Below are 13,175 nucleotides of genomic sequence, written 5' to 3'. Positions count from 1 at the left end.
GGATCAGGCCTCCTTCAGCTTGGATGCGGCGTCGTGGATGGCGGCGCGGATGCGGGGATAAGTGCCACAGCGGCAGAGGTTGCCTTGCATCGCCTCGTCGATATCCGCGTTGGTAGGGGTGGGGTTTTCGGCCAGAAGGGCTGCGGCCTGCATGATCTGGCCGGACTGGCAATAGCCACATTGCGCAACCTGATGATCGACCCAGGCCTGCTGGATGGTGGCCATGCTGTCGGGCGTGCCAAGACCCTCAATCGTGGTCACATCGCCCCAGACATCGGACAGCGCGACCTGACAGGATCGCACGGCCTCACCATCGATATGGACGGTGCAAGACCCGCAAGCGGCTACGCCGCAACCGAATTTGGTTCCGGTCAAGCCGATCTCATCGCGCAGAACCCACAAAAGGGGAACATCATCGGGAAGGTCGACCTGATGAGTCTGACCATTGATCTTAAGGGCGGTCGCCATGGCGCACCTCATTTGGCTGTGGCTGGTTCCTGACATAATTGCCGGAAAGTGTCAGTGTGTCAATTGACAAAACTTACAAAAAATGTCAAAGCAGATTTATGAAAGACAAACTGGACGATCCCAAGCAACAAGCGATCCTCGCATCGGCGTTGGAGGCCTTTGCAATCTATGGATTTCGCAAGACATCGATGGATGACATCGCCAAAGGTGCGGGCATGTCGCGCCCGGCGGTCTATCTGCATTACAAGAACAAAGAGGCGATCGTTCGCAGCCTGACACAGGCGCATTATGCCGACAAAATCGACAACGTCGCGCGCGCGCTGTCCGGTGATGGCAGCGTTTCCGAAAGGCTGTCGCGTGCGATTGATGGTCAGATCAAGGGGTTGGCCGAGATCCTCACTTCGCCCCACGGCAGGGAGATGCTGGATACCAGCAAATCAACCGCAGCAGACATACTGGCAGAAGGTGAGGCAGAGATGACCGCCCTCTATGCCGATTGGTTGCGGCGCGAAGACAACGCTGGACGCGTCCGTCTGCCCAACGGGCCGGAGGAGACAGCCAAGACCATCACTGCGACCCTGATGGGCGTTAAGATGACGGCCTCCAGCGCCGAAGAATTCGAACAGCGCACCTCACAACTGGCTGAATTGCTGGGTGCTGGGCTTGAGGTCAGGTGACGCGCTGACGGATCATGTATTCCGGTTTGTCCCAGAGCTTGTTGGCGATGATATCCGCCAGAATCTCGACCGCCTGCTCAACGTCGGTTTCATCGATATAGAGCGGCGTGAACCCGAATCGCATAACATCAGGTGCCCGGAAATCTCCGATGACACCCCGCGCAATCAGCGCCTGCATGGCGGCATAGCCTTCTTCAAACCGGAACGAGACTTGACTGCCGCGCTGCTGCGGATCGCGGGGACTGGCCAGTGTCAGGCCGGGGCAAGTGGCCTCGACCCGGGTGATGAACAACTCCGTCAATTCGATGGACTTGGCGCGGACATCCGCCATGTCGGCCATGTCCCAGATATCCATGGCGGCCGACAGCGCTGCCATCTGAATGACCGGAGGGGTTCCGACCCGCATCCTTTCGATACCGGCGCCGGGGCGATAGTCGAGATCGAAGGCAAAAGGGGCCTCGTGCCCTAGCCATCCCGACAGCGCAGGGCGTACCTTGTCCGACAGCCGCGGGGCGACATAGACGAAGGCGGGCGCACCGGGGCCGCCATTGAGGTACTTGTAAGTGCAGCCCACAGCGAAATCGGCATTGCAGCCGGCCAGATCGACGGGGATGGCCCCGGCTGAATGCGCAAGATCCCAAACTGTAACGACACCGTTTGCGTGGGCCAGTTCCGTCAGCGCCCTCATGTCATGCATGCGGCCCGTGCGATAGTCGACCTCGGTCAGCATTAGCACTGCGACCTCTTCGGTGATATGAGCGGCAACGTCTTCGGGGTCGACCACGCGCAACTCATAGTCCGGGCCAAGCGACCGCAGCAGGCCATCCGCCATGTAGAGATCAGACGGAAAGTTGCCGTTGTCAGACAGAACCACCTTGCGGGTCGGGTTTAGCTCTAGCGCCGAAGCAACCGCCTGATAGACCTTGATCGACAGGGTGTCGCCCACCACGACGCTGCCGGGTTCGGCCCCGATCAGGCGTCCGATCCTGTCGCCCAGTCCTGTGGGCAGACCCATCCACCCGGCCTTGTTCCAGCCGGTGATCAGCATCTGCCCCCATTCGTCCTGCATCATGCTCTCTACACGGTCGCTGGCCGATTTCGGAAGCGGACCCAGAGAGTTACCGTCCAGATACAAAACGCCTTCGGGCAGGTGGAACATGGATTTGGTCTTGGCAAAGTCAGTCATAACAGGGCTTTGTCCTTAGGAAGCGGTCAAGTCGTAACCGGCCTATCTGATCCCGCCTGCGCTGTCTATTGCTGTGGATTGTGATGCGCCTTTGACCGATGCGACACCCTGCGCTTTTGCCATTGAAGTCAGAAAGCGGTAGGACGTCGATCAGAAGCGACATGTGCCACCGTGTGTCGCCGCACTTGGGGGACGGCCATGCGCCTGATCGATATACCGCCTGTCTGGCTTGTGGGCTTCGCCTTGCTTGCGTGGGTACAAGCGCGCATGCTCCCCTTGGGATTGTCGTTGGACGGCGCGGTGACCGATCTTCTCAGCGGCATCCTGATCGGCGGCGGCATCATTCTGGCCATCATGGCCGTCATCGAGTTTCGGCGTCACAAGACGACGGTGATTCCGCACGAAACACCCTCGTCCATGGTGCAAACCGGGATTTACAAGCGCAGTCGCAATCCAATCTATCTGGGCGATGTCCTGATCCTGGCCGGGCTGATCCTGCGTTTTGATGCGGTGTTGTCTCTGGTGTTGATCCCGGTCTTCGTCTGGCTGCTTGAACGGCGCTTTATCATACCGGAAGAGAACCGCCTGCGACGCACCTTCCGCACCGATTTTGCGCGATATGAACGCAAAACCAGAAGGTGGATCTGAGGGTGTGGGCCTCATGACACAACGTAATAATTGCTGCGCTTGCGAAACAATCTTGCGCAAGATAAATGTCTGCTTGTCAATCAATGCCGGACACCCGCCTGGCCTGAACCGAAAATTAGGGGGAACCGACTGGTGAAAATTGGAACGCCAAAGGAAATATTCAAAGGCGAGAACCGGGTCGCGATGACTCCGGACTCGGCGACTCAGCTGCAGAAGCTGGGTTATGAGTGCCTGATCGAGAAAGGCGCAGGTGCTGCTGCGGGCTTCTCGGACGCGGCCTACGAGGCTGCCGGTGTCGAGGTCGTAAAGACCGCTGCTGCGCTGTGGAAAGCGGCAGACATCATCGCCAAGGTTCGCCAGCCTAACGAGACCGAGCTGAAGCGTCTGACCAAGGACAAGACCCTGATTTCGTTCTTCAATCCTGCCGGGAATGAAGAGGGGATGGAGCTGGCCAAATCCAAGGGCGCGACCGTGATCGCGATGGAGATGGTGCCGCGTATTTCGCGGGCGCAGAAGATGGACGCGTTGTCGTCGATGGCTAACATCGCAGGCTACCGCGCGGTGATTGAGGCGGGTAACAACTTCGGTCGGTTCTTCACCGGTCAGGTGACGGCGGCCGGTAAGGTTCCGCCGGCGAAAGTTCTGATTGTTGGCGCTGGCGTCGCTGGACTGGCAGCTATTGGCACCTCGACCTCGCTGGGGGCGATCACCTATGCGTTCGACGTGCGCCCGGAAGTGGCCGAACAAGTCGAATCCATGGGGGCAGAATTCGTCTATCTGGACTTCGAGGAAGAACAGCAGGACGGCGCGGCCACCGGTGGTTATGCCTCGGTTCAGTCCGAGGAGTTCCGTGAGGCACAGCTTGCTAAGTTCCGCGAACTGGCGCCTGAGATGGACATCGTTATCACCACCGCGCTGATCCCCAACCGCCCGGCGCCGAAGCTGTGGCTGGAGGACATGGTCAAGGCGATGAAGCCGGGCTCGGTCATTGTTGACCTTGCAGCTGAACGTGGCGGTAACGTCGAAGGTACCGTGCCGGATGAGAAAGTGGTCACCGACAACGGCGTGACCATCATCGGTTATACCGATTTCCCAAGCCGGATGGCAGCGCAGTCGTCGTCGCTGTACGCGACTAACATCCGTCACATGATGACCGACCTGACGCCCGAGAAGGACGGTCAGGTCAACCATGACATGGAAGATGACGTGATCCGCGGCTCGACCGTGACCCATGAGGGTGAGATCACCTTCCCGCCGCCGCCGCCCAAAGTGCAGGCCATCGCGGCGCAGAAGAAGCCCGAGGTCAAGGAACTAACTCCGGAAGAGAAAAAGGCGCAGGAGATTGCAGCCTTCAAGGCTCAGACGAAGCAGCAATTCACTTTGCTGGGTATCGGTGGTGCACTGATGTTGTTGGTGGGGCTGGTTGCTCCGGCCAGCTTCATGCAGCACTTCATCGTCTTTGTGCTGGCGATCTTTGTGGGTTTCCAGGTGATCTGGAACGTCTCGCATAGCCTGCACACTCCGCTGATGGCGATCACCAACGCGATCTCGTCGATCATTATCGTCGGGGCCTTGATGCAGATCGGGTCGGGGTCTTTCCTCGTTATTCTGCTGGCGGCGCTTTCCGTCTTCATGGCCGGGATCAACATCTTCGGTGGCTTCCTCGTAACCCGGCGCATGCTTGCCATGTTCCAGAAATCTTAAGGAGGCCGGGTAGATGGATTTTGGCTTCACCACTGCCGCCTACGTCGTTGCGGCTGTCCTTTTCATCCTTTCGCTCGGCGGTCTGTCGAACCAGGAAAGCGCCAAGCGCGCGGTCTGGTATGGCATCGTCGGTATGGCGCTGGCGGTCTTCGCCACGCTAGTTGGTCCGGGTTCGGGCCTGTGGCTGCTGTCGCTGCTGCTGATCGCCGGCGGTGGCCTGATCGGTCAGTACGTGGCGCAGCGCGTGCAGATGACCGAGATGCCGCAGCTTGTGGCCGCGATGCACTCGCTGGTCGGTCTGGCGGCTGTATTTGTGGGCTTCAACGCGCATTTTGAGATCGGCAATGTGGCGCAGGTCATGGCGATTGCCGACAGCGCGTCTCAGGCGGATCTGTCCGATCTGGGCGCGTTTGCCAAGCTGATCGCGAAGAAAACCGCTGCTGAACTGGCGATCCTGCATGTCGAACTGTTCCTGGGTATCTTCATCGGTGCGATCACCTTTACCGGCTCGGTTGTGGCTTATGGCAAGCTGGCGGGCAAAGTGACTTCGGCGGCAACCAAGCTGCCCGGTGGTCATGCGCTGAACGCGGCGGCGGCGGGTCTCTCGCTGATCTGTCTGATCTGGTACACTTCGACCGGTGGTCTGTTCCCGCTGTTCCTGATGACGCTGGCGGCGCTGTTCATTGGCTATCATCTGATCATGGGCATCGGCGGCGCCGACATGCCGGTGGTTGTGTCGATGCTGAACAGCTACTCGGGCTGGGCCGCTGCGGCGATTGGTTTCTCGCTGGGCAACGACCTGCTGATCGTGGTGGGTGCGCTGGTGGGTTCGTCGGGTGCGATACTGTCCTACATCATGTGTAAGGCCATGAACCGTCACTTTGTCAGCGTGATCCTGGGTGGCTTTGGTGGTCCGCAGGGTGAGCAGATGGCTGTCGAAGGCGAACAGATCGCGATTGAGGCCGACGGCGTGGCCGCTGCGCTGAACGACGCGGATAGCATTGTCATCATCCCCGGCTACGGTATGGCCGTGGCGCAGGCGCAGCAGTCGGTTTCGGAACTGGTTCGTAAGCTGCGCGCCAAGGGCAAAGAGGTGCGCTTTGCGATCCACCCCGTTGCCGGCCGTCTGCCGGGCCACATGAACGTGCTGCTGGCCGAGGCGAAAGTGCCGTATGATATCGTTCTGGAGATGGACGAGATCAACGACGATTTCCCGGATACGGACGTGGCGATCGTGATCGGCTCGAACGACATCGTGAACCCTGCGGCACAGGAAGACCCGAACAGCCCCATCGCGGGAATGCCGGTTCTGGAATGCTGGAAGGCCAAGCAGGTGTTTGTGTCCAAACGCGGTCAGGGGACGGGTTATTCGGGCATCGAAAACCCGCTGTTCTTCAAAGAGAACACACGCATGTTCTATGGCGACGCCAAGCAGTCGCTGGACAAGCTGCTGCCGATGATCGACTGATCCGAGTGCACAATCAAATTGCAAAGGGCGCCTGCGGGCGCCCTTTTCTTGTTTTGTTTGCAGGAGGCTTTGCCTCCTGACCTCCAGGATATTTGTGGCCAGATGAAGCAGGCGGACTGTGCTACACTGGGTCGCGCGAAGGTGCGCAGGAGGTGAACGATGCAGAAAGTGAACGGCATAGGAGGAGTGTTCTTTCGGGCGCGAGATCCGCAAGCCCTGAGCGCGTGGTATGAGACGCATCTGGGCGTCAATCACTATGATCCGGAGCCCTGGAGGCAACAGGAAGGGTATACGGTTTTTGCTCCGTTCGCGCAGGATACGGAGTATTTTGGCCGGGCCGAACAGCAATGGATGATCAATTTTCGCGTCGATGATCTGGCCGCGCTGATTAGCCAGCTTGGAGCTGCCGGAATTGTGGTCGAGACGAACCCGGATTGGGATAGCGAGGTGGGAAAATTTGCACGCATTCACGATCCGGAGGGCAATCCCATAGAGCTGTGGGAGCCAAATCAATGAGATAGCGGGCTTGTATACCGATGTATTCCTGTAAGTATATGAAATAAAAGATAATTGATGTATTTCACGCGTGCCGTATAGTGCGCCGGACGAAGCGGAGCACTGAATGACGCCAATAGACGACCATCCCCTGCGCTATGCGCTGGCCAATGAACTGCATGCACGCCCTTTTCCGGTGGCGACAGTGCCGTGCACGGTGGTCTTTCTGGCGATCAAGAAACCGGAAGCTGCTGCTGCGCGTGATCGTAGCGAGGATATGGCGCATCTGATCAATCTGCTGGACCGCCACGGGGCATCGCATCCGCAGCCCGAGGCCACGCATTACGCGGGTCAGATCGGCCGACATTGGTTGAAATGGGAACAGCATACCGAATTTGTCACTTACACTGCGATCACTCCCAACGTCAGTGACCGCGCCTTCAATCCGGCTGATTTCGAAGTCTTTCCACAAGACTGGCTGATGGCGAGCCCCGGCCAGCGGGTGACGTCGGCGATGATCCGTGTCGTCGAACGTCAGGAGGACGATGTGGTGCAGGTGTCTTTGGCCGACTGGTTCGAACCTGAAAGTCTGGCGGTGGCGCGCGTCCTGGACGATTCCGCCATCTGTGCCTGCGACTTCCGCATCGACCCGGCGGGGCATATGCGGTTCGCGATGTTCGTCGATAAAGGCACCGGGCGTCGTCGGACCGGGCGGGTTATTCAACGGCTGTGTGAGATCGAGACTTACAAGGCGATGTCCATGTTGGGTTTCGCGCGTGTCAAACAGTTGATGCCCCGGATCGGAGAGCTGGATGGGCAACTGTCCCGGCTGATGGAGCAAATGACCAACAATTCGGTGCACCCAAATGAGCTGCTTCCCGATCTGCTGTCTACCTCCATTGAGCTGGAAACGCTTTCGGCGCGCTGTTCGTTCCGGTTTGGTGCGACGGGTGCCTATGAGGCCATCGTCAACCAGCGCATCGAAGTTTTGCGCGAGGAACGGTTCGACGGCCGTCAGAGCTTTGCTGATTTCATGATGCGTCGGTATGATCCTGCGATCCGCACCGTCAAATCGACCGAGCGTCGGTTGCAGGCCCTGTCCGACAGGGCGATCAGGGCCGGGGAATTGCTGCGGACCCGCGTGGACGTAGAACGCAGCGCGCAGAATCAGGCATTGCTGGAAAGCATGGACCGCCGCGCCGATCTGGCCTTGCGGTTGCAGCACACTGTCGAAGGGCTGTCGGTGGTGGCGATCAGCTATTATGCAGTGTCGTTGGTCAGCTACTTGCTCTATCCGCTGACGCAGGCCGGACTCAGTAAGGGAATGTTGACGGCGGTGGTGACCTTGCCCGTTGTTCTGGCTGTCTGGTTCAGTATCCGCAAAATCCGAAAGCGTCTGGAATAAGCAGCCTTTGCCAATCGACGAATGATCTGTAAAACGGGCAGCGTTTGACTGAATGCGCGAGGGCTGCCTGTGATCGGTATTGTGGCTGCATGGCGGGCTGTCGCCGCCATGTTCATCCTGAACGGTGCGCTATTCGGTATTTGGGCCTCGCGTATCCCGGCTGTTCGGGACAAGCTGGATTTGACGCATGAGGCTTTGGGGCTTGGCTTGCTGTTCATGGCGGCGGGGGCTGTGTGCTCGTTTCCGATCACGGGTCGTCTGACGGATAAGTTCGGAGCGGTGGCGATCACACGGGTCATCGCTGTTCTTTACACGTTTTCGCTCGTTTTGTTGGCCTTTGCGGGGGATTTCTGGTGGCTCGCGGCATTCCTGTTCGTGTTCGGAGCCTTCCATGGCTCGATGGATGTCGCGATGAATGCGTGGGCTGCAGAGGTCGAGCAAGCTTATGACAAGCCGGTCATGTCGTCGTTTCACGCGATGTGGAGCCTTGGGGCTGGGTTGGGGGCGCTTAGCGGATATGCGGCGGTTCAGATGGGCCTGACGGTCCTGCAGCATTTTCTGCTTGCCGGTGGCGTTGTCGTTGCATTTGCTCTCATTTTGTCCTGGGTGCGCTGGACTTCCAAGCGAACGACCTCGAAGCCGGGGTCGGTGTTTGCGTTGCCGTCGGGCGCATTGATCCTTGTGGGGTTCACGGCGCTTTGCGGAGCGCTTGGTGAAGGGGCCGTCGCGGATTGGAGCGCGATATTCCTTCGCGATGTAACAGGCGCGGCTGAAAGCATTGCCGCGCTAGGTTACGCGGTCTTCTCGGTCACAATGGTCGTGTTCCGGTTGGCAGGTGGGGTAGTCATCGCCCGGTTTGGTCCTGTTGCGACCGCACGGTTTGGCGGTGTCAGTGCGGCTTTGGGTGTTTTTGCGGTGGTGTCAGCAGGCGAACCCGTATTGGCGTTGGCAGGCTTTGCCCTGATGGGCGTGGGCTATGCGGTGATCATGCCTTTGGCCTTCAGTCGCGCGGCGACTGATCCGCATGTGCCGCCCGGGCAGGCGATCGCCAGCGTGGCGACTCTGGGTTACGGAGGCTTGTTGATCGGGCCGCCCCTGATCGGTTTTCTCGCTGAGCTGATGACCCTGAGGCTGGCTTTTGCCGTTCTGTTGCCGCTGTCGGTCCTGATCGTCGTGTTGGCCGGCGCGCTGAAGCGCGCCGACTGAATCTGCTTAGCGTCCGCGAATACGCGGATCCAGCGCGTCGCGCAGGCCGTCACCCAGATAGTTGACGCTGAGAACCGTTAGTGAGATCGCCAGTCCGGGCCAGAACACACGCTCAGGGTATTGCTGCAGATAGTCCACACCATCGAACAGCAGGCGACCCCAAGTCGGGAAATCCGGCGGGAACCCGAGACCGAGGAAGGACAGCGCGCTTTCGGTGATGATCGCGGTCGCGATGCCCAGCGTCGCCGACACCATGATCGGGGACAGCACGTTCGGCAGGATGTGCCGCGTGATGATCTGGCTGTTGCTAGTGCCGATGGATCGGGCGGCGAGAACGAATTCACGCTCTTTGATGGCCAACACGTCTCCGCGTACGATCCGAGCTGTGGGCATCCACGAGGTGATGCCGATGGCGCAGACGATCAGGATGAAGATCCCGCGCTCCAGCCCGAAGGCGGCTGACAGAGGTTCGCGGAACAGCAGCATCATAACCAGCAGCAACGGCAGCAGGGGCAGGGCCAGGAACAGGTCGGTCAGGCGCATTAGCGGGCCGTCCAGCCGTTTGAAAAACCCGGCCAGAACGCCGATGAACGAGCCCAGGAACAGGGCCAGCAGCATGGCGGTGATGCCCACCGAGACCGAGGTCTGACCGCCGGACATCATCCGCGCCATGATATCGCGGCCCAGCTGATCGGTGCCGAAGGGATGCGCAAGGCTCGGCCCTTGGTTACGTGACCGGATGTCGATCTGTGTCGGGTCGATGGTCCAAATGTACGGCCCGAGATACACCGCAGCGACGATGAAGATGAAAAGGATGGCTCCGATCATCGCGCCTTTGTGGGTTTTGAACTGATCCCAAACATCGCGCCATTGACTGCGGGGTGGGGTGGTCAGTTCCTCCATCACATCGGCCGTGGGCAATGCGGTCGAAGCAGGCGCAAGACCTTCGTCGGGGATCAGAGTATCGGTACGATCATGATCAGTCATAGCGAATCCTCGGGTCCAGAATGCCGTAGAGCACATCGGCGATCAGGTTGAACAGCACGATCAGCACGGCAAAGATGAAGGTCAGGGTTTGAACCATTGGCAGGTCATTGGCCTGAATGGCGCCGATCAGCAATTGGCCGATACCGTTCACCTTAAAGACCTGCTCGGTAATGATGGCACCACCGAAGATGGCCGGGATACCCAGTGCGATCACGGTGACCACAGGGATCATCGAGTTGCGCAGAACGTGGACCATAACCACGGTATATTCGCTGAGACCCTTGGCGCGGGCAGTGCGGACGTAATCCTGATTGAGGTTGTCCAGCATCGAGGCGCGCATGAAGCGGCTCAGCTGTGCGGTGATCTGCAACGCCAAAACCATGACCGGCATGATCATCTGTTTGAGCTGCACGACAAAGCTGTCCCAGCTGTTGACCGCATGGGTGGTGTCATAGATCGACGGGAACCAGCCCAGCTGGACCGAGAAGATCACGATCACCAATACGCCCGAGAAGAACGGCGGTACCGAGAAGCCGACCATCGACACGAATGTGCCCATTTGGTCGAACCAGGAATACTGGCGATAGGCCGAATAGATGCCGATGGGCAGGGCGATCAGGATGGCGACCACATAAGCGGTGCCGACAACCCACAGGGTCTGCGGGATGCGCTGAACGACGATGTCCATGACGGGTGAGCGGGTCTGCCACGAAATCACGCGCAGGTCACCTTCGGAGAAGGTTGTACCAAAGATCGAGTCGACCAGAACCTGCGGTTCGATCCAGAAGAACTGCACGATCCATTTCCAGAATCGGATATGCATCGGCTGGCCGAGGCCAAGCGCCTCGCGCATCTTCTCTTTGACTTCGGGCGGAACGGTAAGCGGAACCTGCGCCATCGGGTCGCCTGGGGCGAGTTCGAGAAGCAGGAATATGACGAGGCTGATGAACAGCAGCGTGGGTACGGCCAGGATCAGTCGTCTGATGGTAAAGTTGAGCATTAAGAGGCGCCTTTATATGCGTCTTCTTGTTGGAGTGGCGTGCAAATGACCGCGCCCCGATACGGGTCGGGGCGCGGCTTTGCAAGATTAACGCTTAGGAACCGGTTTTGCGGTACCAGTCCGCAATGTTCCACAGCTCGCTGTCCCAAACGTTCAGGACAACACCACCCAGAGTGTTGGCGTGCGCCGACAGACGACCACGGTGTACCAGCGGGATCATACCGCCTTCCTGTACGATGATGTCGTTCAGCTGTTTCGCAATTTCCGCGCGTTGTTCCAGACCGGCCGTTTCGGCAAGTTTTGCGTGCAGCGCGTCAAACTCGTCGCTGCAGAAGCGGCTGATGTTCTCACCCTGCCACTGCGATTCCGGCTTGGGTGCCTTGTCGCACAGACCGTTGCCCAGATAGGACTGCGGGTCGGTGCCGTTGAAGGTGTTCGCATACATTTCAACGTCGGCATAGAACTTCTGGAACGTGTCGGGCGAGCCCGGGTCACCGCCGAAGAAGACCGATGCGTTGATGTTGCGCAGTTCGGTTTCGATACCGATCTGGCTCCACCATTCCTTGATCAGCGCCTGGAAGTCCTGACGGACGGCGTTGGTCGAGGTCTGATAGACGATTTTCAGCGGTACACCGTCTTTTTCACGGACGCCGTCACCATTGGTATCAACGATGCCAGCTTCGTCCAGCAGCGCGTTCGCGCCATCGATATCCTGCGTGTCACAGGTCATCGAGGTCGAGTTGAACGCAGCAGGTGCCGGAACCCAGTTACAGGTCACTTTACCCGCCTGACCATAGCCGATCTCGACCAGCAGCGGGCGGTCGATTGCCATGGACATCGCCTGATAGACAGCCGGATCCTGCAGGAACGGGTGCGGATGCGTGGCTGTCGAACGCTCGCCTTCCGGCAGATCGGGCGATGGGTTGGTCTGGTTCAGCATGATACGCTCGACCAGCGGACCGAAGCCTGCGACTGGAGTACCTTTGCCGCCTTCCTGCATCTGCGCGATGACTTCGGGTGCCAGCTGCAGGTTCCAGGCATAGTCGAACTCGCCAGTTTCCATAACCGCACGACCCGCCGCCGTTGCATCGCCGCCGCCTTTGAAGGTCACGGTGGCAAAGGCCGGTTTCGCTGGATCACGATAGTTTTCGTTCGCAGCGAACGTGATCACGTCGTTCGGTTTGAACTCGGTCACGACAAACGGGCCGGTGCCGATGGGGTTGAAGTTTTGCTCGGTGCACTCGGGGGCTTTTGCGCCCAGGCAATCCGCAAACTGTGCTGCCTGAATGATCGGACTTTCGCCGCCCACGAACGGGCCGTAGGGGAACGGTGTCGGCGCGTCGAATGTGACTTTTACGGTCAAGTCATCCACTGCTTCGACATTGGTGACGCCTTCAAACTTGGTCACCTGCGCACAACCGCCTTCAGGGTCCATGCAGTAGTTCGCAGTGAAAACCACGTCTGCCGATGTGAACGCTGTGCCGTCGGACCAGGTAATGCCGGGCGCGATTTTCCACGTGATCGAGGTCAGATCTTCGCTGACGCCACCATTTTCGACGGTCGGAATCTCAGACGCCAGATAAGGCACCATGTTGCCGTCCTGGTCGTAGCGTGCCAGCGGTTCAATCACCAGCGAGGCAGATTCCACATCCTTGGTGCCACCCGACAGAAACGGGTTCAGGATTGACGGAGCCTGCCAGTAAATAATGCTGACATTGCCGTCCGATCCACGCTCGGCCATGGCCATCGGGGCCATTGCCGTGCTTGCAATCGCACCTAGCAAAAGGGTTTTGATCTTCATCATACACTCCATGTTGGACACTTACGTGTCTCGATTTTCTCCGCGATGCCCGCGGATTGGGCGTTGCCGTTTGGTGAGTTAACGTTTTGATTTAAAACGATAAGAATTTTCACGCGAACGTGTATTCCGT

Annotated in this window: 12 protein-coding genes; 7 read left to right on the top strand and 5 right to left on the bottom strand. The window is 58.9% G+C overall.

Annotated features, from left to right (window positions below):
• Positions 1–3 precede the first annotated feature (3 nt).
• Positions 4–468: a (2Fe-2S)-binding protein gene (locus ACR0NF_RS11025; RefSeq protein ID WP_480470342.1), complete on the bottom strand. Its 465-nt coding sequence runs from the start codon at positions 466–468 to the stop codon at positions 4–6.
• 98 nt (positions 469–566) lie between these two features.
• Here ACR0NF_RS11025 and ACR0NF_RS11020 point away from each other — a divergent pair, with 98 nt between their 5' ends.
• Positions 567–1,145, top strand: coding sequence for a TetR/AcrR family transcriptional regulator (locus ACR0NF_RS11020; protein WP_480470341.1), 579 nt, complete (start codon positions 567–569; stop codon positions 1,143–1,145).
• On the opposite strand, the gene kynU is transcribed toward ACR0NF_RS11020, so the two are convergent.
• Entirely contained in the window at positions 1,138–2,331 is a 1,194-nt protein-coding gene (kynU, locus tag ACR0NF_RS11015) for a kynureninase (protein WP_480778244.1), read from the bottom strand. The genes ACR0NF_RS11020 and kynU overlap by 8 nt on opposite strands.
• Before the next feature lie 198 nt (positions 2,332–2,529).
• On the opposite strand from kynU, the gene ACR0NF_RS11010 reads away from it, so the two are divergent.
• The 6 genes from ACR0NF_RS11010 (at position 2,530) to ACR0NF_RS10985 (ending at position 9,257) form a co-directional block, all read left to right on the top strand.
• Positions 2,530–2,979: a methyltransferase family protein gene (locus tag ACR0NF_RS11010; RefSeq protein ID WP_480778243.1), complete on the top strand. Its 450-nt coding sequence runs from the start codon at positions 2,530–2,532 to the stop codon at positions 2,977–2,979.
• Positions 2,980–3,111: 132 nt separating this feature from the next.
• Entirely contained in the window at positions 3,112–4,683 is a 1,572-nt protein-coding gene (locus ACR0NF_RS11005) for a Re/Si-specific NAD(P)(+) transhydrogenase subunit alpha (protein ID WP_480778242.1), read from the top strand.
• Positions 4,684–4,696: 13 nt separating this feature from the next.
• On the top strand, positions 4,697–6,151 hold the full coding sequence (locus ACR0NF_RS11000) for an NAD(P)(+) transhydrogenase (Re/Si-specific) subunit beta (protein ID WP_480470337.1): 1,455 nt from the start codon (positions 4,697–4,699) through the stop codon (positions 6,149–6,151).
• A gap of 159 nt (positions 6,152–6,310) precedes the next feature.
• A complete protein-coding gene (locus ACR0NF_RS10995; RefSeq protein WP_480470336.1) occupies positions 6,311–6,667 on the top strand; it encodes a VOC family protein in 357 nt (118 codons plus the stop codon).
• 106 nt (positions 6,668–6,773) lie between these two features.
• On the top strand, positions 6,774–8,051 hold the full coding sequence (locus ACR0NF_RS10990; RefSeq protein ID WP_480667511.1) for a DUF3422 family protein: 1,278 nt from the start codon (positions 6,774–6,776) through the stop codon (positions 8,049–8,051).
• Between the two features lie 69 nt (positions 8,052–8,120).
• Positions 8,121–9,257 (top strand): MFS transporter, encoded by a 1,137-nt coding sequence (locus ACR0NF_RS10985; protein WP_480470334.1) that lies wholly within the window; start codon positions 8,121–8,123, stop codon positions 9,255–9,257.
• 6 nt (positions 9,258–9,263) lie between these two features.
• On the opposite strand, the gene ACR0NF_RS10980 is transcribed toward ACR0NF_RS10985, so the two are convergent.
• The 3 genes from ACR0NF_RS10980 to ACR0NF_RS10970 all read right to left on the bottom strand — a co-directional run bounded on the left by ACR0NF_RS10980 (position 9,264) and on the right by ACR0NF_RS10970 (position 13,045).
• Positions 9,264–10,244 carry an ABC transporter permease gene (locus ACR0NF_RS10980; RefSeq protein WP_480470333.1) on the bottom strand — a complete coding sequence of 327 codons (981 nt, stop codon included), beginning with the start codon at positions 10,242–10,244 and terminating at the stop codon, positions 9,264–9,266.
• The gene (locus ACR0NF_RS10975; protein WP_480470332.1) at positions 10,237–11,244 is read right to left on the bottom strand and encodes an ABC transporter permease; all 1,008 of its coding nucleotides are present in this window, start codon (positions 11,242–11,244) and stop codon (positions 10,237–10,239) included. The genes ACR0NF_RS10980 and ACR0NF_RS10975 overlap by 8 nt, the downstream gene beginning before the upstream one ends.
• Positions 11,245–11,338: 94 nt before the next feature.
• A complete protein-coding gene (locus ACR0NF_RS10970) occupies positions 11,339–13,045 on the bottom strand; it encodes a peptide ABC transporter substrate-binding protein (protein WP_480470331.1) in 1,707 nt (568 codons plus the stop codon).
• Positions 13,046–13,175 lie beyond the last annotated feature (130 nt).

Source organism: Ruegeria sp. CF4, assembly GCF_056537345.1.
The sequence above is the reverse complement of the archived record's forward strand: the minus strand, read 5'-3'. Positions and strand labels throughout refer to the sequence as shown.

Coding starts and splice junctions, on each gene's coding strand:
- ACR0NF_RS11025 (WP_480470342.1), bottom strand. CDS start 468: ATGGCGACCGCCCTTAAGATCAATGGTCAGACTCATCAGGTCGACCTT.
- ACR0NF_RS10970 (WP_480470331.1), bottom strand. CDS start 13,045: ATGAAGATCAAAACCCTTTTGCTAGGTGCGATTGCAAGCACGGCAATG.
- ACR0NF_RS10990 (WP_480667511.1), top strand. CDS start 6,774: ATGACGCCAATAGACGACCATCCCCTGCGCTATGCGCTGGCCAATGAA.
- ACR0NF_RS11000 (WP_480470337.1), top strand. CDS start 4,697: ATGGATTTTGGCTTCACCACTGCCGCCTACGTCGTTGCGGCTGTCCTT.
- ACR0NF_RS11020 (WP_480470341.1), top strand. CDS start 567: ATGAAAGACAAACTGGACGATCCCAAGCAACAAGCGATCCTCGCATCG.
- ACR0NF_RS10980 (WP_480470333.1), bottom strand. CDS start 10,244: ATGACTGATCATGATCGTACCGATACTCTGATCCCCGACGAAGGTCTT.
- ACR0NF_RS10995 (WP_480470336.1), top strand. CDS start 6,311: ATGCAGAAAGTGAACGGCATAGGAGGAGTGTTCTTTCGGGCGCGAGAT.
- kynU (WP_480778244.1), bottom strand. CDS start 2,331: ATGACTGACTTTGCCAAGACCAAATCCATGTTCCACCTGCCCGAAGGC.
- ACR0NF_RS10975 (WP_480470332.1), bottom strand. CDS start 11,244: ATGCTCAACTTTACCATCAGACGACTGATCCTGGCCGTACCCACGCTG.
- ACR0NF_RS11010 (WP_480778243.1), top strand. CDS start 2,530: ATGCGCCTGATCGATATACCGCCTGTCTGGCTTGTGGGCTTCGCCTTG.